Here is a 17890-nt window from a genome sequence, read left to right on the forward strand (position 1 = left end):
CATAAGGGAGGAGAACCATGAAAAAGCTGATTAAACTCGTAACCAGCGCCGCCTTTGCCGTATCGGTAGGGGCAACTGCCGTTTCCGCGCAGGCCCTGTTCTGGTCCACGCAGGCCAAACCGGTCGAGGAAGCCCAGAAGATGCGCGATGTCGTGCTGAAGGACTTTCCCGGCGGCGTCGATTACCAGCCGTCGGATGATGGTCCGTGGTTGACCCGCCTGCAGGCGGAACTGCAGGCCGGCAGCGGCACGATCGCCATCCTCGGCGCCCTGCACGGCTCGTTCTCCTCCATGCCGGCGGATCTGGTTGATCTCTCCGGCGTCGATCTGGGCGGTGCCAAGGTCAATGCGCAGTATCAGGAGCTTGCCAAGCTCGGCACGGGGGAACAGAAATACCTGCCCTGGATGCAGGCCACCTATATCATGGCCGCCAACAAGAAGGCGCTTGAGTTCCTGCCTGCTGGTGCCGACATCAACGCGCTGACCTATGACCAGTTGATCGAGTGGTCGAAGACCATGGCGGAAAAGACCGGCGGCCCGAAATTCGGCTTCCCCGCCGGTCCCGAAGGCCTGAAGCATCGCTTCTTCCAGGGCTTCCTGCTGCCCTCCTACACCAAGTCCATGGTGACGAAGTTCCGTTCACCCGAGGCCGAAACCGCCTGGGGCAAGTTCAAGGAGCTGTGGCAGTACACCAACCCCGCCTCCACCACCTATGCCTTCATGCAGCAGCCGCTGCTGTCGGAAGAAGTCTGGGTCGCCTTCGACCACGTCGCGCGCCTCGCCGATGCCTTCAACCAGAAGCCTGACGATTTCGTCGCCTTCCCGGTTCCCGCCGGTCCTGCCGGCCGTGGCTTCATGCCTGTTATCGCCGGAATCGGCATTCCGAAGACCGCGCCTGATATGGCCAAGTCCAAGGAACTCATCGCCTATATGATGAAGCCGGAAACCCAGATCGCCACGCTGCGCGCCACCAACTTCTTCCCCGTGGTCGATGTGCAGCTGCCGGATGACATGCCGAATTCGGTCAAGATGTCCGGCCCGGCGATTGCGGCGCAGACCGGCGCGGCCGATGCCGTTCCTGCTCTCCTGCCCACGGGTCTCGGCAGCCTCGGCGGCAAGTTCAATCAGGTCTATAACGACACCTTCGAGCGTATCGTGCTCGGCGGGCAGGACATCCGTCCGGCACTGGACGAGCAGGCAAAGGCTCTGAAGGCCCTGATCGACGAGGCCAAGGCTCCCTGCTGGCAGCCCGATCCGGCCTCCGAGGGTGCCTGCCCGGTCGAATAATCGCTGACGCCCCCGCGTCCGGTTCCCGTCATGCGGAGACCGGACGCGCTTTCCCTGTTGATCTCATGGAGGCGGCGCCATGCGCTCTGCTAAGGCCCTACCCTATTTGCTGCTGGCACCCGCCACGGCCTTCCTGGTGGTGTTCTTTCTCTATCCCTTCGTCCTTGTGGCCATCGATGCCTTCACCAAGGATGGGGCGGCGACGCTTGAGAACTTCCGCACCATGACGAGCAATTGGAAGTTCCCCGAGACCTTCCGCAACACCATGCTGCTGGCCGCCGTGGTCGTGCCGATCCAGCTGGCCATGGCGCTGTCCATGGCCACCATCGTCACCAAGCTCACGACCGGCCGCAGCGCCATTCTCTATATCTTCGCCATTCCGCTCGGACTGTCCGATCTTGCAGCCGGCCTGATCTGGCTGACGATCTTCGAGCAATCCGGCTTCCTCAACAGCTGGCTCGTCAGCCTTGGCATCATCGACAAGCCGATCATGTTCCTGGGCTACCAGAACAAATGGGTGATCTTCATGGCCGTGGTGCTGGCCGAGGTCTGGCGCGCCACCGCCATCATGATGGTCATTCTCGTCGCCGGCATGGGGCTCATCCCCAAGGAATATTACGAGGCCGCGGAAGTCTTCGGCGCCAGCCCATGGAAGCGCTTCACCCGTGTCACGCTGCCGCTGCTGCGGCCCAGCCTGCAGACCGCGCTCATCCTGCGCGTCATCCTGGCCTTTGAGGTCTTCGCCGTGGTCGCCGCCCTCGCCGGCACCCAGTTCCCCGTCCTCATGGGTGAGACGTATCACTGGCAGTTCGCGCTGCAGGATCGCGGCGTGGCGGCTGCCTTCGCCATGCTGATCCTTGCCATCTCCATCGCCTTCACGCTGCTGCTGCTCTACGCGCTGCGCGTGCCCAAGGAGGCCCGCATATGACCGCCGCAACAGATACTTCCACGGTGCCGGAAAAGGTCACGGACGCCCGCAAGGCCGGCAATTGGCTGATGATCGCCTGCATCATCGTGCTCTGCGCCTGGGTGCTCTTGCCGATCTACCTGCTCCTGGTCAACGCGCTCTCGGCTCCGAACGAGGTGACGGCCTTCCCGAAGAACATGATCCCGTCCTTCGATTTCGGCTCGCTCTCCTTCTTCCTGAACTTCCAGGGCGTCGCCAAGGCGTTGTGGAACTCGGTGCTGGTCGCGCTTTTGACCATGATCCTGTCGATCGGCATCGGCGCGCCGGCCGGCTATGCGCTCTCCCGCTTCGATTTTCCGGGCAAGGAGGCCTTCCGCTTCCTGGTGCTGATGACGCGGGCCTTCCCGCTGCCGCTGCTGGCCCTGCCGCTCGCGGTGCTCTTCATCCGCACCGGGCTTGACGATACCGCCTTCGGCCTTGCCATCGTGCACACCACGCTGTCGCTGCCCTTCGCGGTGCTCATCACCTTCTCGCTGTTCTCTGGCATCCCGGTGGAGCTGGAAGAGGCGGCCTGGACGCTCGGCTGCAATCGCTGGCAGGCCTTCCAAAAGGTCATCATGCCACTGGCGCTGCCGGGCATCGCGGCGTCTGCCGTCTTCGCCTTCACCATTTCGTGGAACGAGGTCTTCGCAGCGGCTGTGCTCACCATCGAAAACCGCACGCTCACCGCCTTCCTGCTGCAATCCATCAATGTCTCGCCGCTTTACCTCAAGTTCGCCGGCGGTGCGGCGCTGGTGGTGCCGGCACTCATCTTCATCTTCGCTGTCCGCAAATATCTGTTTGCCATGTGGGGCATCGCTAATCGCTAGGGTAAGACTATGGCCGAAATCATCATCAAGGGCGTTGCCAAGCGGTTCGGTGCCTTCACGGCACTGCATCAGGTCGACCTCACCATTGCCGACCAGGAATTCATGGTGCTGCTCGGCGCGTCCGGTTGCGGCAAGACCACGCTGCTGCGCATCATCGCCGGGCTGGAAACCCAGAGTGAGGGCGAGATCTGGATCGGCGGGCGGCGCATCGACCACTTGCCGCCGCGCAAGCGCGGCATCGCCATGGTGTTCCAGAACTATGCGGTCTTCCCGCATCTGACCGTCTATGAAAACATCGCCTTTGGTCTCAGGATGCAGAAGCAACCACAAGGCGAGGTGGACAGCCGCGTCCGCCGCACCGCCGAGCTCATGCATATCGAGCAACTGCTGCAGCGCTATTCCGGCCAATTGTCAGGCGGCCAGCGGCAGCGCGTCGCGGTCGCCCGGGCGCTCGCCATGGAGCCTGACGTCATCCTGATGGACGAGCCGCTGTCGAACCTGGATGCGCTGCTGCGCCTGGAAATGCGCGCCGAGCTCAAGGGCGTGCTGGCCGCCTCCAAGACCACCGCCATCTACGTCACCCATGACCAGGTGGAAGCCATGAGCCTTGCCGACCGCATCGCCGTCATGCATCAGGGCCGCATCGTCCAGGCCGCCTCCCCGGTCGAGGTCTATCGCAATCCCGCCGCCCGCTTCGTCGGCTCCTTCATCGGCAATCCGCCGATGAACTTCCTGCCGGCGAAGAAAGTGGGCGACGGCCAGTTCATGGTGGCGGGCCAGACGCTCACCGGACCGTCAGCATCAGGCGACATCGAATTCGCCATCCGTCCAGAGGATATGGAGATCGGCCCCGGTGGCTTTGCCGCCACCGTCAGGGTGGTCGAGCCCCTGGGCGCCCACACGCTTGTCACGACAGAGGTCGATGGCCGCGTCTTCCGCGTCGTCATCGATTCCAACATCGAGGTGAAGACCGGGGATAGCCTGTCGCTCGTGCCACGCGCCGAGCGCATCCGCTGGTTCGATCCCCAGACGACATCATCAATCCGATAAATACGAGAGATATCCATGGTTACCCTGAAGAAACAGGACTTCATCGACCGCGCCGTCGAGGTGCTGAAGGAAAACGATCGGGGCGGTTATACGGTGCCGACCAAGGGGCTCTATCCCTTCCAGTGGAACTGGGATTCCTGCCTCACCGCGCTCGGCCAGCGCCATTTCGACGAAGACCGCGCCTGGACCGAGATCGAGACGCTGTTTGCCCATCAATGGCCCGATGGCATGGTGCCGCACATCGTCTTCCACGTCTATGACGACGGCTATTTCCCCGGCCCCGATGTCTGGAAGACCGGCCGTCCCACGCCGACCTCCGGCATCACCCAGCCGGCCGTGGCCGGTTTTGCCGTCCGTCGCCTCTACGAGAATTCGCGCGACAAGACGGCAGCCGCCGAACGGGTCCGCGCCCTCCTACCCAAGATCGATGCCTGGCATCAGTGGTTCTATCGCAATCGTGATCCGCAGGGCCAGGGCCTGGTCGCCATCATCCATCCCTGGGAAGCCGGCCGCGACAATTCCATCGATTGGGACGAGGCCTTCGAGCGCGTGCCGACCGAGGGCGTCGAGCCCTATGTCCGGCGCGATACCCAGCATGCCAATCCCAAGCATCGCCCGACCAAGGAACAGTATGACCGCTATCTCTGGCTGGTGCAGCATTTCCGCGGCCTCGGCTGGGACAATGCCAAGCTGCACGATGCCTCGCCCTTCCAGGTGGTCGATCCCGGCTTCAACGCCATCCTGATCCGCTCCTGCGCCGACTTGTCCGCCCTCGCCGCCGATCTCGGCGATCAGACGCTGGCGGAGGCCAATCTCGACCGCGCCCGCAAGGGGCAGGAGGCCATGGAAAGCCTGTGGAGCGAGGCGCATGGCCAGTATCTCTGCCTCGACCGCATCACTGGCCGGCTTATCGACAGCGCCTCGATCGGCGGCCTGCTGGCGGCCTTCTGCGCTGTCCCCCAAGCCCGCGCCCAGGCGATTTCGAAAACGATATCAAGGCTTTCGGAGCGCGTGCGCTATCTCGTACCCTCCCACGACCCCGCCGATCCGCGTTTTGATTCCAAGCGCTACTGGCGTGGCCCGTGCTGGCTTGTGGTCAACTACATGATCGCCGATGGCCTGGCGGCGGCCGGCGAAACCGAAATGGCCGAGCGCATCACCCGCTCCAGCCTGGAGCTGATCGCCGAAAGCGGCTTTGCCGAATATTACGATCCGCTGGATGGCGAGCCACTCGGCGGCGGCCGCTTCACCTGGACGGCGGCCATGGTCCTGGAATTCGTGCAGGCGGCTTGATGGGCAAGGATGCGCGCAAACGCGTGCCGCGTTTCGACGATCGCGGCACACCTTAAGCGCATGGGGCGACGTTCCTTACCCGTCATCCCGGCCCCCGAGCCGGCATCCAGCGCAATCAAGTCCTTGATTGCGAAAGACTCCTTTCACGGCGCAGACGCGCCGTGGCTGGATTCCGGCCTTCGCCGGAATGACGGAATCTGGAGTTGGCCGCTGGGACAACAACGTCTCAGCAGCCTGACCGCCGCAAGACGGCTCCTGCACCGTCACGGCAAGGATCACAGCCGGTTCCGTCCCCAGGGATTGCGCAGCGTGCCGAATTTCCATTGTTCGCGCAACACCGTCAGCAGTCCGGCCATGGTCACAATCACAAGCCCGACAATCGCCAGCGCGTCGGGACGCTCGCCGAAGAGTGCGGCGCCGATTGCCGCCGCCCAGGCGATCTGGGAATATTGCGTCGGCGCCACCTGATTGGCTGGCGCCAGCTTCATCGCCTTCAGCATCAGCACCTGGCCCATGGCGGAAAATGCGCCTGCCGCCAGCACCAGCGCCAAGTCACGCCCGCTCGGCATGGTGATGCCTGATATCACTGCGCCGATACCATTGATGATGAGCGCATAGAGGATCATCACGCCGAGAATGGTGGTGCGCTTTTCCGACTGCGACAGCGAGCGCAGCAGGATCACCGTCGTGCCCGCCAGGAATGCGATGCCGAGGGCTGCGAGATGCCCCGTGGAAAGCTCGCGAAAGCCCGGCCTCACGACGAGCAACACGCCGGCAAAGCCGGCAATGACCGCCCCCCAACGCCATGGCCCGATCTGCTCCTTCAGGATCAGGATCGATAGGATGGTGACGAAGAAGGGCGAGAGGAAGATCAGCGAATAGGCTTCCGCCATGGGAATGGTGGTGAAGGCATAGACGCCGAGAATGCCCGCACCGCAGCCGGACAGCGCCCGCGCCTGCACCATCCAGGGCCGCTTGGTGCGCCAGAAATCGCGCCAGCGCTCCTCCGGGCCATGGACGAAATAGAGGAAGATCGCCGCCGCCAGCGTCACGAGGAAACCGGTCTGGAACACCGACATGCCGCCGCGCGAGGCCTTGATGCAGGCATCGCCCCAGGAAAAAGTGGCATAGGCAAGCAGCGCCAGCAGGACACCGTTCTTCATGGCGCTGACCGCGTAGGACCGGGCCAATCGTCGCGCCAGGCCCGCCTCATGACGCGGTCCGGAACGACAAAAGCCGCGATTGATAGGGTGCGAGGGTCAACTGCACCCCCTGCGCCATCGTCTCCAGGCGCTTGTCGTTCTCGTAGACGGCGCAGGCGGTGTCCTGCCCCGCGAGACCCCAGGGAATCAGGCGATCCGTCGCCTGCTCGCCGGTGTTGAAGATGTTGAGGAGCGTTTCCGTCTGGCGATGGACGCGCTGCACGATCACGGGGTCGGCCGTGGTGGTCATAACAGGCTTTCCGCTCGGTGCCGTCCCCAGTCCATGGGTCAGCGACAGGGTCCCGGCCAGCGGAAAGTCGCAGGCGAAGGGTTTGCCGTCCTCCAGCAGCCGGGTCAGCAACTCGCGCCGGTCCGCCGGCACCTCGTCCAGCTGGTCGCTGGTCATCAGCACCCCGCCCGCCAGGCCGGCAAAAAGCGCCAGCGAGCGCACCTGGCTCTCCGTCAGGTCGTGAAACCGGTCCCGCAGCAGAATGCAATCGGGGTCCGCCTGCCAGAGAATGCCATTGCCGAAGTTGCGGGATGTCTGGTCGCGCAACAAGGATTCGGCGGAATAGTGCCCCTGCCAGGTGACCCCGATATCGCGGCCGATCCTCACCGCATCGGTCAGGCCGACCGGCGCCCAGAGCGGCGAGCCGCAGAGCAGCAGCGATGCATCGCCGATCTCCTCGCGCATCAGCCGCGCCATGATCATCCAGATCTCCATGCGGCTCAGATCGTCGCGATGCCACCGCGCCACATCAGGCCCATAGGTGGAGCCCAGATGCAGGAAATCCGCCTTGAAATAGCGGCAGCCCCATTCCTGCCGCCAGGTGCGGAAAACGCTGCGGATATAGGCCTCTGCGTCGGGATGGGTCACGTCGAGAACGTAATATTCCTCGCTGCGCTTGTGCCAGCGAAACTCGCCATAAAAGGTCATCGGCGCCAGCGGCTTGCCGGTCTTGCGGTCCTTCACCACCCAGTCCGGGTGCTCGGCATAAAGTTTCGAGCGATTGCCGACCATGAAGGGCGCAATCCACAGGCCGGGAATGAAGCCGGCGGCCGAGATCTCTTCCAGGATGGGTTGCATGCCGCTTAAAAACTGCGGCCGCGTCTCCAGCCAGTCGCCCATTTCGGGGGTAAAGCCGTCATCGATCAGGAAGATATCGAAGGGCGCGCCGCTCGCCTGTCGATAGCGTTTCGCCGCCTCCAGATGCTCGGTCAAAACATCAGGGCTCAGCGAGGCATAGAGATTGTACCACGAGCACCAGCCGGTCAGCCGCTTCTCCTGAAGGCGTGGGGGAATGGGCGAGGCGGCCGCAACCGCTCGTGCCCATTCCCGCATGCCCTCCTCGCAACTGGAAGCGGCCAGGAGAATGAAGGGCTCACCCTCCACCCCTCCCCGGCGCGGCACGCCATCGACAAGGGTTTCCAGGGTGAAGGACAAGGCGCCCCCGGAAAAATCGAAGGCAAGCCGGCTTTGAAACCGGTCATGCCTGGTGAAGCCGACGACCGCGACATCACCTTGGCGAGATACGAGCGCGGTCGCGGCATGGCCCGAGAGAATGGCCGGATCGGCCTTCGCCACCTCCCGTGCCTGGTCAGGCTCGACGAAATAGCTGCCGTCCCAGCTCATATAGCCGTTGCGCAGATAGCGCTGCACATTGCGGGCGCGGCCAAAGACAAGGCCCAGCGACTGGAGGCGTTTGTCGCCGTCAAAACCGGTCAGGCGGAATGTTCCGGCCAGCCCTCCCCCGTCCTTATCCTCAAGCGCAAGCTCGAATGTCTCGCCATCCGCCATGCTCCAGACCATCTGGACTGTCGCATCGTTGCGCCTGGTCTCGGGCCGTCCCTCGATCACCATGCCGTCGATGATGGGGGACAACTTCTCCAGCCGGATCGTTCCGATCTCGATGGCGCCCTGATCGGCATGGAAGGCTGGCGTCATAACAGGATCTCCCGGCCCTCATCCGCCGACCGCCGCGCGGCAAGCGCAATTTCCAGCGAGGCAGCACCATCAGACAGCGGCACCAGCGGCGCGCGGTGATCGCGAATGGCAGCCGCGAGATCGGCCAGTTGCGCGACGAAGACATCGCCGTCGTCGCGGATCAGCCTCTGCTGCGGCGGTGTCTCGGCGGTGAAGAAGTCGGCATTGTTCCAGTCCGTGAACTGCCCGGTCATGCGTTCCGCCACGATCTGCCATTGCTTGGCCCATCTGCCAGGCACGGCGGCATTGCTGGCATGCAGCACGCCGATGCGACCATCGTCATAGCCCAGGATGATGGCGCTGACATCCTCCGTGTCATAGCGCTCGACGCTGCGATGAAACAGGTTGGCGGCGCGCGCATAGACGCTGCGGGGTCGGCCCAGCACGTGGCGGGCCAGATCGATCAGGTGGATCAACTGCTCCACCATCTGTCCGCCGGCCTTGTCCCGCTCGCGCCACCAGGGTGCATGCAGCGAATTGCAATGAAACTGCGCGGAGAAATGCCCTGGTGGTCCGGTTTCGCCATTCCGGCTTGCGGCATCCCATGCCAAGCTGGCGGCGCCGTGCCGATACATGAAGCCGCAGGCCGCCACCACGTCCCTGGCCGCGGCCACCTGCGCCTCGGCTTGCTCCATGGTCAGCGCAATCGGCTTTTCCACCAGCAGGTGGATACCGGCCCGTGCCGCCACTTCCACCTGGCCGCTATGGGCATGGGGCGGCAGCGCCACGACCAGAAGGTCGGGTCGGGCCTTATCCAGCATGCGTTCGAAGTCGGTAAAGGCTTCACCACCGTGGCGGGCCGCAAACTCGGCCGTCTTGTCGGCATCGCGGCCACAACAGGCCACCAGTTGCATCTGGTCCGGCAGCTTGTTGATCGCGTCGGCATGGCGGGCGCCAATGCCGCCGCAGCCTAACAGAGCCACGTTCAGGCGGCGGGTCATGGCTGCGCTCCAAAGGTCAGCACGGATTGCAGGATGGTCGGATCGCCGGCATCGAGCCGATGGAACAGCGCCGGCGCGTCTTCGAAGGCTACCGAGTCGGAAATCAGCGGCACCAGGTTCAGTACGCCCTCATGCTGCAGCCGCACCGCCGTCTGCCACAGCCTGAGCTTCGACCAGCGATGGCTCGCCTCCGGCGCCACACCTGAAATCTGGCTGCAGATCAGCTCGATCCTGTTGTGGTGGAATTCGTCGCCCAGATGCAGCCCGCGGGCCTCGCCCTGGAAGAAACCCATGGCCACCACCCGGCTGGAATAGGCAACCGTGCGGATTGCCTCGCTGAGCGCCTGCGTCGCCCCTGAGACCTCGATGCAGACATCTGCCCCGCGTCCGCCCGTCTCGCCTTTGACAATGTCGGCGATCGAGCCTTGGCTCGGATCCAGCACCCTGTGCGCGCCAAGTTTCAAGGTCAGTTCGCGGCGGCTGAGCACGGGATCGACCCCGATCACGGTTGCGCCTGAGGCGCGCGCCGCCTGCGCCACGATCTGGCCGGGCACGCCCAGGCCAAAGACGACCACCAGATCCCCCAGCCGAATGCGGGCGTCATGGATGCCGTTCAGCGCCACCGCGCCGATATGGGAGAAGATGCCGATTTTCGGATCAGCCCCTTCAGGCAGCAGGCGCGGCGCGGCATCCGCCTCGCGCATCACATGGGCCGTGCAGTGGTTCCAGGTGCCGAAGACATGGTCGCCCGGCTTGATCCGGGTCACATCACGGCCGACCCGTTCCACGACACCGACTTCCTCGTAACCGAGATTGCGCACCGGATAGGTCCAGCTCGCCGCACCCTCGCGAAACAGTCGGTTATCCCCATCCCATTGCCGGTTCATGAAGGGACTGGTGCCGCGATACTGCGATAGCTCGGTCCCGGCACTCACCCCGGAATAAAGCGTGCGGATGAAAACCTCGTCCGGACCCAGGGCCGGAAGTGACAAAGGCTCGAACGCCAGTTGGCGAACCGCCTCTAGTACCAGTCGGCGCTCCTCCACCGATCTCTCCTCCAAATGATGCAGATACGATGCTTAACAGCAATTCAAACGTTTGCAATCGTGATATTTGACCATTTTCTGCCAAGCAGGCGCGATGCCCTAAGCCCAGTCGCCCTCCCCTCCCCCGATTTCTGCCTGATGTCGCAGCCATGAGATCCCAGCTTTCAGCCGTCGGACAGGGAACTTTTGGACCGGCCCGGGCATTCCCTTCGCGAGATTGCGGCGTGTCAATCGGACACGACGGAGATGGTGAACGCAGCGGTTTTTCCGATTTCTCGCTGCGGGCAACGAAATGCCAGGCGAGCGCCCAACCCGTCCGCCGCGATCTCATCCCCTCCCCTTGATGCGCTGACTGACCGCTGATCTCCTTTCGGAGATCAATCCGGCTTCGTTGACGGCAGTAAACTGAGTCCATTTCCTGAATGGAAACACCGGTCTAGAATCGCGCTTGTGCGCTTTCCCGTCAGGTCTCATCAAAGGATCTGAACATCGCGAATCGGAGCCTCCCAAAAGCACCGATTCGCGAATCGATTCAGAGTTTTGCGACTGAGTCGAGAGGACGGGAGCCCGGTTGATGACGCTTCAAAGACGGAATCGGCATGGTTGCAAATTCATGCACAGGGAAAATTATCCGCCCGATAGCCTCTGGATTCCAGCGGGTTAGGCCCTGACCTCTCTGCTGGTCTTAGGATCTCGTTAACCATAATCACCTTGTCACGCCGGGGGAATCGCGGATAATGGCGGCAGTTTAAGAGATTAATCTGTTTTGTCGCCAGAACGGTCGCCCGATGAACGCATTTTCGAAATTGCCGTCTTTTGAGTTCGATGAGAAGATCCTGCTTCAAGGTGCAGAGATCTCCCGTCGGCTCGACCAGCTTCGGATGGAGAAATTCCCCCCGAACGCCAAGAAGACGCTGCGGATGTTTTCGATGGCCGAGGTTGCGCATTATCTCGGCGTCAGCCCCAACAACCTGAAGCGCCTGCATCTCGAAGGCAAGGGACCGATCCCCTCCACCTCCACCGGCGGGCGTCGTCTCTATACCGGCGAACAGATGCGCGAGCTTCGCCATTATCTCGACCGCACCGGCAAGTCCGATGCCAAGAAATATGTGCCCCACCGTAAGGAGGGCGACAAGCTCCAGGTCATCGCCGTCGTCAACTTCAAGGGCGGCTCCGGCAAGACCACCACGACGGCCCACCTCGCCCAGCATTTGGCGCTGACGGGTCACCGCATCCTGGCGATCGATCTCGACCCGCAAGCGTCGCTGTCCGCCCTTCACGGCTATCAGCCGGAGCTCGACAAGAACCCCTCGCTCTATGATGCGATCCGCTATGACGATGCCCGCAAGCCGATTGCCGATGTGATCCGCGAGACCAATTTCCCGGATCTCGATATCATCCCCGCCAATCTCGACCTGCAGGAATACGAATACGATACGCCGCTGGCCATGCAGGGCTCCGCCGAGGGCAAGCGATTCTTCACCCGGCTGGGGAAGGCTCTGACGGAGGTCGAGGACCGCTATGACGTCGTCGTCATCGACTGCCCGCCGCAGCTCGGCTACCTCACGCTGACGGCGCTGACGGCGGCCACTTCAGTCTTGATCACCGTCCACCCGCAAATGCTCGACCTGATGTCGATGAGCCAGTTCCTGCTGATGCTCGGCAACATCACCAAGACGATCAAGCGGGCCGGTGCCGATGTCGAGATGGACTGGCTGCGCTACCTGATCACCCGCTACGAGCCGACAGACGTGCCCCAGGCACAGATGCTCGGCTTCATGCAGTCGATGCTGGCGGAAGAAATTCTGCGCCAGCCCATGCTCAAATCCACCGCCATCTCCGATGCCGCGCTGACCAAGCAGACCCTTTACGAGGTTGAGCGCAACAATTTCACCCGAGGAACCTATGACCGCGCCATCGAATGCATGGATGCCGTGAATTTCGAGATTCAGGGCCTGATCCACAGGGCATGGGGGCGGCTGTGATGGCGTTGACGGCGGTCAAAACAGCGAATTTTGTGAATAGTTTCAAAAGGGAAGGGGATAGTCATGGCGCGTAAGAATCCCTTCGCCAATGTAATGAGCGAAAACCGGCCGGAAAATGCGGTTGCCCTGGACTATACCGTCAAGGGCGCGTCCCGCTCGATCATCTCGACCATCGACGAACTGGCCGCCCGCGCCGACAAGCTCCTCGAGGGCGAGACGGTGGTGGAGCTCGATCCTGAAAGCATCGACGCCTCCTTTGTTCGCGACCGCCTCGAGGAAGATAAACAGGCCTTCGAAGACCTGCTGACCGCCGTCAGGGACCAGGGCCAGAACAGCCCTGTTCTGGTGCGGCCGCATCCGACCGAGCAGGGCCGCTACATGATCGTCTACGGCCATCGTCGGCTCAAGGTCGCCGAGATGCTCGGCCGCAAGGTCCGGGCGGTCATCAAGTCGATCAGCGACCGGGATCACGTGATTGCCCAGGGCCAGGAAAACTCCGCCCGCTCGGATCTGTCCTTCATCGAGAAGGCAAGCTTTGCCAAGCAGCTCAGCGCCCTGAATTACGACAGTGACAGCGCCACGGTCATGGCGGCCCTGTCGATCGACAAGGCGACGCTCTCCAAGATGCTCTCGGTCGCCAACATGCCGCAGGACATTCTTGACGCGATCGGCGGCGCCCGGTCGCCGGGGCGGGATCGCTGGTATGAGCTGAAGCAGTTGATCGAGCCGCCAAAGGCGCTGGCCGCCCTGCGGGAGGTCCTGGCCAAGACCGATCTCACCGGTCTCGACGGCGATGCCCGCTTTGCCTTCGTCATGGATGCGCTGACCCGCAAGAAGCCATCGGCACTTTCTCCATCGAAGAAGCTGGAGAAATGGGTGCCGGAAGACAAGGCCGTGTCGGCGGAGATCCGCAGTGACGGCAAGAGCTATGTTCTGGCCTTCAAGGGCAAGAATTCAAAGGCGCGGGAGAGCGTTGGGTTTGGCGAATTTGTCGCCCGCAACCTCGACGAGCTCTACGCTGCCTACCGCAATGAAGTGAAAGAAGGATAGGAGCTGCCGCAAAAGAAAAAGGCCCCCAAACGTTGCCGTCGTGGAAGCCCTTCTCAATCTGTAGCAAGACGAGAATCGCATTTCCCCGAATCCTAGTCAAGAGTCTTTGGCATCGTTTTGGTGAGCATTTTTCTATTGCCTGACAAAAGGTGATGAAAAAATGCAGATAGGAAATGTGACGACGCCCTTTGGGCGGCGGCCGATGTCGCTTGCCCTGGTGCGGCGGCAGCAGGCCGCGTCGGAGATTCGCCCGGGAAAGACGACCGACAAATGGAAGGTGTTTCGCGACGTCTCCGCGGCCATGGCTTTGCTCGGGCTGCAGTCGAACAGCCTTGCGGTTCTGGATGCGCTCCTGAGCTTTTATCCGGAGAACGAATTGCGTCAGGACGCGCAGTTGATCGTCTTCCCGTCGAACATGCAGTTGTCGCTCAGGGCGCACAGCATGCCCGGCTCGACCCTGCGCCGGCATCTTGCCGCCCTCGTCGATGCCGGTTTGATCGTCCGCCGCGACAGCGCCAACGGCAAGCGCTATGCCCGCAAGGATGATGGCGGTGCAATTGAGTCGGCCTTCGGTTTCGACCTGTCGCCGCTCTTGGCCCGCTCGGAGGAACTGGCGGTTATGGCCCAGCAGGTGGTTGCCGATCGCATGGCCCTGCGCAAGGCCAAGGAGAGTCTGACGATCTGCCGCCGGGATGTCCGCAAGCTGATCACCGCCGCCATGGAAGAGGGCGCCCCTGGAGACTGGCTTGCGATCGAGGACCTCTATATCGGCATCGTCGCGCGCATTCCCCGCACGCCTGACCTTGGCGACTTGGCAGGTCTGCTCGAAGAACTGCAGATGCTGAAGGCAGAGATTGTCAACCTGCTGGAAAATCATCAAGTTTCACAGAATCCAGGCACCAATGAGTCCCACAACGAGCGGCACATACAGAATTCAAAATCCGAATCCATCAATGAAATTGAACCTAGCTCTGAAAAAGAGCAGGGCGAAAAGCCAGTGGCACAACAGAAACCTTCCGTTCATACGAATCCGGCATTCCCCTTATCTCTGGTTCTGAAGGCCTGCCCTGACGTGATCAACTACGGTCCTCGCGGCGAGATCGGCAGCTGGCGCGACCTGATGTCTGCGGCGGTGGTGGTTCGCTCGATGCTGGGGGTAAGCCCCTCGGCCTATCAGCAGGCCTGCGAGATCCTGGGCGCTGAAAATGCCGCCATTGCGGTTGCCTGCATGCTGGAGCGGGCTGGCATGATCAACTCACCGGGGGGATATCTGCGGGATCTGACGCGGCGGGCGGAACGTGGGGAGTTTTCGCTCGGGCCGATGCTGATGGCGCAGTTAAGGGCGAATGGCCATGAGATGCGACGGCAAGCGTGAGGCTGCGGGAACGTCTAGTGGAAAGGCCCGCCTGGTGGGGCGGGCCTCCCGGGATAGCTCAGAAATCCATGCCGGCGCCGGCGGGCATGGACGGCGCGGTTTCCTTCTTCGGCTTTTCCGCGATCATGGCTTCCGTCGTGACCAGCAGGCCGGCAACGGAGGCGGCGTCCTGGAGCGCGGTGCGGACCACCTTGACCGGGTCGATGACGCCCTGGGCATAGAGGTCGCCGAATTCACCGGTCTGGGCATTCCAGCCGAAGGAAAGCTCGGTCTTTTCCCGGAGCTTGCCGACGATGACCGAACCTTCGGCGCCTGCATTTTCCGCGATCTGCCGGACGGGCGCCTCGATGGCACGACGCACGATCTCAATGCCGACGCGCTGATCCTGATTGGCGACGCTGACATTGTCGAGAGCCTTGGTGGCACGCAGTAGGGCGACGCCGCCACCCGGCAGGATGCCCTCTTCCACTGCGGCGCGGGTTGCATGCAGGGCGTCGTCCACGCGGTCCTTCTTTTCCTTCACCTCGACCTCGGTGGAGCCGCCGACGCGGATCACGGCCACGCCACCGGCAAGCTTGGCCAGGCGCTCCTGCAGCTTCTCGCGGTCGTAGTCCGAGGTGGTTTCCTCGATCTGGGCACGGATCTGGGTGACGCGGCCGTCGATCTGAGCCTTGGAGCCGACACCATCGATGATCGTGGTGTTCTCTTTCTCGATCGCCACCTTCTTGGCGCGGCCGAGCATGTTCAGCGTCACGTTTTCGAGCTTGATGCCGAGATCTTCGGAGATGACGGTACCGCCGGTCAGGATGGCGATGTCTTCCAGCATGGCCTTGCGGCGATCGCCGAAGCCAGGTGCCTTGACCGCAGCGATCTTAAGACCACCGCGCAGCTTGTTGACGACGAGGGTGGCGAGCGCCTCGCCTTCGACGTCCTCGGCGATGATCAGCAGCGGCTTGCCCGACTGGACCACGGCTTCCAGAACCGGCAGCATGGCCTGGAGGTTCGAGAGCTTCTTCTCGTGGATCAGGATATAGGGATCATCGAGCTCGACCCGCATCTTGTCCTGGTTGGTGACGAAGTAGGGGCTGAGATAGCCGCGGTCGAACTGCATGCCTTCGACGACTTCCAGTTCGGTTTCAGCGGTCTTGGCTTCCTCGACCGTGATCACGCCTTCATTGCCGACCTTCTCCATGGCTTCGGCAAGATAGCGGCCGATTTCGGCATCGCCATTGGCCGAGATGGTGCCGACCTGGGCGATTTCGGCATTGCTGGTGATCTTGCGGGCATTGGCCTTGAGTTCCTTGACGACTTCGGCCACGGCAATATCGATGCCGCGCTTCAGGTCCATCGGGTTCATGCCGGATGCGACGGCCTTTGCACCTTCCTTGACGATCGCCTGGGCGAGAACGGTCGCTGTCGTGGTGCCGTCGCCGGCGAGATCGTTGGTCTTCGAGGCGACCTCGCGCAACATCTGCGCGCCCATATTCTCGAACTTGTCTTCGAGTTCGATTTCCTTGGCGACGGAAACACCGTCCTTGGTGATGCGCGGCGCACCGAAGGACTTGTCGATCACGACATTGCGGCCCTTCGGACCGAGCGTGACCTTTACCGCATTGGCAAGCACATCGACCCCACGCAGCATGCGTTCACGGGCATCGCTGTGAAATTTGACTTCTTTGGCAGCCATGTTGTCTAACTCCTCAATCGGCAGCTATCTGACTGTTGTTCTCGGGGTGGATGGTTAGGCGGCCTTCTTCTGCTCAGCCAGAAGTTCGACGATGCCCATGACATCGCTTTCCTTCATGATCAGCAGGTCCTCGCCATTGATCTTGATCTCCGTGCCGGACCATTTGCCGAACAGGATGCGGTCGCCAGGCTTGACGTCGAGGGCCACGATCTGGCCGGCCTCGTTGCGGGCGCCGGGTCCAACGGCGATGACTTCGCCTTCAGCCGGCTTTTCCTTGGCGGTATCGGGAATGATGATGCCGCCTTTGGTCTTTGCTTCGGACTCCACGCGGCGGACAAGAATGCGATCATGAAGCGGTCGGAACGACATGTTTTCCTCCAATGGACAAACATTGATGACGTTTCTTCCCCAGACCGGACCGGATCATCGGTCCGGGCGGGTGCAAGACCTCTGCCGAGCGTCTCGCGCGACCAGATTTGGTTTTTGGATTTTTTCATTTCAAGAGGGCAGGGGAGAAAAATCAGCACTCGCTGAAAATGGCTGCTAACATGCTGTTATTGCAGGTCAATTTGAATATTGGAGGCAAAAAATCCGTTGAAGATCACGAATTTTTTAGTCACCATGGGCCGTGGCAATGACAGGGAGATGAAGCATGAGACTTGCATCAGATTTCGAGCGTCAAATGAACGGCTATGGCCTGACCACGGCGCATATCCTGTATCGTATTCCGGATTTCGAGTCTGTGCTGCAGACCTATGTATGGCAGGACTATGATCTGGCGCCCGACTTTCCGCAGATGCAGAAATTCCTCCACTTCTGGCGCTCCAATCTCGACGGACCGCTGCATTCCGTTCGCTATACCCATCGCCAGCTAATCGGCGCCAGCGAATGGCGCCGCGTCGACGGAGAGTTCAAGCTGCATTGATCGGCCGGTAGGTCTTACCCGACCGCACCGTAACAGACGGACGCCCTGCGGATCGGCGCCCGTCTCCCGTTTTATCGAGTAGGAACTTCATGCCTAGAGCGTTTCCGTAGTTTTCGGAATCGGCGGGGCTTCCACAATCAGGTTTGTTCTGAATCATTTATGCTGGCTGGGCGGAGGCCAGCGTCTCATGACCGTACCGTTGTCAAATGATCTGCGTGAGCGTGTTGTTGCAGCCGTTTTAAACGGCGAAAGTAGTCGTGCAGTCGCTGGACGTTTTGGCGTCGCTGTCT

General features: G+C 62.1%; 15 protein-coding genes and 1 pseudogene. 10 read left to right on the top strand and 6 right to left on the bottom strand.

Annotated features, from left to right (window positions below):
- The first annotated feature begins 17 nt into the window (after positions 1-17).
- The 5 genes from B9A97_RS04490 to B9A97_RS04510 all read left to right on the top strand — a co-directional run bounded on the left by B9A97_RS04490 (position 18) and on the right by B9A97_RS04510 (position 5405).
- Positions 18-1286 (top strand): ABC transporter substrate-binding protein, encoded by a 1269-nt coding sequence (locus B9A97_RS04490; protein ID WP_084363793.1) that lies wholly within the window; start codon positions 18-20, stop codon positions 1284-1286.
- 79 nt (positions 1287-1365) lie between these two features.
- Entirely contained in the window at positions 1366-2214 is an 849-nt protein-coding gene (locus B9A97_RS04495) for a carbohydrate ABC transporter permease (RefSeq protein WP_084363794.1), read from the top strand.
- Positions 2211-3062 carry a carbohydrate ABC transporter permease gene (locus tag B9A97_RS04500; protein ID WP_084363795.1) on the top strand — a complete coding sequence of 284 codons (852 nt, stop codon included), beginning with the start codon at positions 2211-2213 and terminating at the stop codon, positions 3060-3062. The genes B9A97_RS04495 and B9A97_RS04500 overlap by 4 nt, the downstream gene beginning before the upstream one ends.
- A 9-nt stretch (positions 3063-3071) precedes the next feature.
- Positions 3072-4112, top strand: a complete 1041-nt coding sequence (locus B9A97_RS04505) for an ABC transporter ATP-binding protein (RefSeq protein WP_084363796.1) — start codon at positions 3072-3074, stop codon at positions 4110-4112.
- A 15-nt stretch (positions 4113-4127) separates the two neighbouring features.
- On the top strand, positions 4128-5405 hold the full coding sequence (locus B9A97_RS04510) for an amylo-alpha-1,6-glucosidase (RefSeq protein WP_084363797.1): 1278 nt from the start codon (positions 4128-4130) through the stop codon (positions 5403-5405).
- A 275-nt stretch (positions 5406-5680) separates the two neighbouring features.
- Here B9A97_RS04510 and B9A97_RS04515 read toward each other — a convergent pair whose 3' ends face one another.
- Genes B9A97_RS04515 through B9A97_RS04530 form a run of 4 tightly spaced genes read right to left on the bottom strand, consistent with a single transcriptional unit; the run spans position 5681 to position 10578 of the window.
- Entirely contained in the window at positions 5681-6568 is an 888-nt protein-coding gene (locus tag B9A97_RS04515; RefSeq protein ID WP_084363846.1) for a DMT family transporter, read from the bottom strand.
- A 46-nt stretch (positions 6569-6614) separates the two neighbouring features.
- Positions 6615-8552 carry a glycoside hydrolase family 36 protein gene (locus B9A97_RS04520; protein ID WP_084363798.1) on the bottom strand — a complete coding sequence of 646 codons (1938 nt, stop codon included), beginning with the start codon at positions 8550-8552 and terminating at the stop codon, positions 6615-6617.
- Positions 8549-9532: a Gfo/Idh/MocA family protein gene (locus tag B9A97_RS04525; protein ID WP_084363799.1), complete on the bottom strand. Its 984-nt coding sequence runs from the start codon at positions 9530-9532 to the stop codon at positions 8549-8551. The genes B9A97_RS04520 and B9A97_RS04525 overlap by 4 nt, the downstream gene beginning before the upstream one ends.
- The gene (locus B9A97_RS04530) at positions 9529-10578 is read right to left on the bottom strand and encodes a zinc-dependent alcohol dehydrogenase (protein ID WP_084363800.1); all 1050 of its coding nucleotides are present in this window, start codon (positions 10576-10578) and stop codon (positions 9529-9531) included. The genes B9A97_RS04525 and B9A97_RS04530 overlap by 4 nt, the downstream gene beginning before the upstream one ends.
- A gap of 788 nt (positions 10579-11366) precedes the next feature.
- Here B9A97_RS04530 and repA point away from each other — a divergent pair.
- The 3 genes from repA to repC all read left to right on the top strand — a co-directional run bounded on the left by repA (position 11367) and on the right by repC (position 14988).
- On the top strand, positions 11367-12563 hold the full coding sequence (gene repA / locus B9A97_RS04535; RefSeq protein WP_084363801.1) for a plasmid partitioning protein RepA: 1197 nt from the start codon (positions 11367-11369) through the stop codon (positions 12561-12563).
- A 63-nt stretch (positions 12564-12626) separates the two neighbouring features.
- On the top strand, positions 12627-13613 hold the full coding sequence (repB, locus tag B9A97_RS04540; RefSeq protein ID WP_084363802.1) for a plasmid partitioning protein RepB: 987 nt from the start codon (positions 12627-12629) through the stop codon (positions 13611-13613).
- Between the two features lie 160 nt (positions 13614-13773).
- On the top strand, positions 13774-14988 hold the full coding sequence (gene repC / locus B9A97_RS04545; RefSeq protein ID WP_084363803.1) for a plasmid replication protein RepC: 1215 nt from the start codon (positions 13774-13776) through the stop codon (positions 14986-14988).
- 58 nt (positions 14989-15046) lie between these two features.
- Here the strand turns inward: repC and groL are convergent, their stop codons facing one another.
- Entirely contained in the window at positions 15047-16675 is a 1629-nt protein-coding gene (groL, locus tag B9A97_RS04550) for a chaperonin GroEL (protein WP_084363804.1), read from the bottom strand.
- A 54-nt stretch (positions 16676-16729) separates the two neighbouring features.
- Positions 16730-17044, bottom strand: a complete 315-nt coding sequence (locus tag B9A97_RS04555) for a co-chaperone GroES (protein WP_084363805.1) — start codon at positions 17042-17044, stop codon at positions 16730-16732.
- A 283-nt stretch (positions 17045-17327) separates the two neighbouring features.
- Between B9A97_RS04555 and B9A97_RS04560 the strand changes: the two genes are divergently transcribed.
- Both B9A97_RS04560 and B9A97_RS29290 read left to right on the top strand, forming a co-directional pair.
- Positions 17328-17600 carry an usg protein gene (locus B9A97_RS04560; RefSeq protein ID WP_084363806.1) on the top strand — a complete coding sequence of 91 codons (273 nt, stop codon included), beginning with the start codon at positions 17328-17330 and terminating at the stop codon, positions 17598-17600.
- 187 nt (positions 17601-17787) lie between these two features.
- Positions 17788-17890: pseudogene (locus tag B9A97_RS29290) on the top strand (IS630 family transposase); the annotation flags it as partial.

The organism is Rhizobium sp. RU36D, assembly GCF_900176345.1.
In the GTDB taxonomy this organism is placed as follows: Bacteria; Pseudomonadota; Alphaproteobacteria; order Rhizobiales; family Rhizobiaceae; genus Allorhizobium.

What these genes read in the sequence shown, in the direction of transcription:
- B9A97_RS04490 (WP_084363793.1), top strand. Translation starts at nt 18, where the DNA reads ATGAAAAAGCTGATTAAACTCGTAACCAGCGCCGCCTTTGCCGTATCG.
- B9A97_RS04495 (WP_084363794.1), top strand. Translation starts at nt 1,366, where the DNA reads ATGCGCTCTGCTAAGGCCCTACCCTATTTGCTGCTGGCACCCGCCACG.
- B9A97_RS04500 (WP_084363795.1), top strand. Translation starts at nt 2,211, where the DNA reads ATGACCGCCGCAACAGATACTTCCACGGTGCCGGAAAAGGTCACGGAC.
- B9A97_RS04505 (WP_084363796.1), top strand. Translation starts at nt 3,072, where the DNA reads ATGGCCGAAATCATCATCAAGGGCGTTGCCAAGCGGTTCGGTGCCTTC.
- B9A97_RS04510 (WP_084363797.1), top strand. Translation starts at nt 4,128, where the DNA reads ATGGTTACCCTGAAGAAACAGGACTTCATCGACCGCGCCGTCGAGGTG.
- B9A97_RS04515 (WP_084363846.1), bottom strand. Translation starts at nt 6,568, where the DNA reads ATGAAGAACGGTGTCCTGCTGGCGCTGCTTGCCTATGCCACTTTTTCC.
- B9A97_RS04520 (WP_084363798.1), bottom strand. Translation starts at nt 8,552, where the DNA reads ATGACGCCAGCCTTCCATGCCGATCAGGGCGCCATCGAGATCGGAACG.
- B9A97_RS04525 (WP_084363799.1), bottom strand. Translation starts at nt 9,532, where the DNA reads ATGACCCGCCGCCTGAACGTGGCTCTGTTAGGCTGCGGCGGCATTGGC.
- repA (WP_084363801.1), top strand. Translation starts at nt 11,367, where the DNA reads ATGAACGCATTTTCGAAATTGCCGTCTTTTGAGTTCGATGAGAAGATC.
- repB (WP_084363802.1), top strand. Translation starts at nt 12,627, where the DNA reads ATGGCGCGTAAGAATCCCTTCGCCAATGTAATGAGCGAAAACCGGCCG.
- repC (WP_084363803.1), top strand. Translation starts at nt 13,774, where the DNA reads ATGCAGATAGGAAATGTGACGACGCCCTTTGGGCGGCGGCCGATGTCG.
- groL (WP_084363804.1), bottom strand. Translation starts at nt 16,675, where the DNA reads ATGGCTGCCAAAGAAGTCAAATTTCACAGCGATGCCCGTGAACGCATG.
- B9A97_RS04555 (WP_084363805.1), bottom strand. Translation starts at nt 17,044, where the DNA reads ATGTCGTTCCGACCGCTTCATGATCGCATTCTTGTCCGCCGCGTGGAG.
- B9A97_RS04560 (WP_084363806.1), top strand. Translation starts at nt 17,328, where the DNA reads ATGAGACTTGCATCAGATTTCGAGCGTCAAATGAACGGCTATGGCCTG.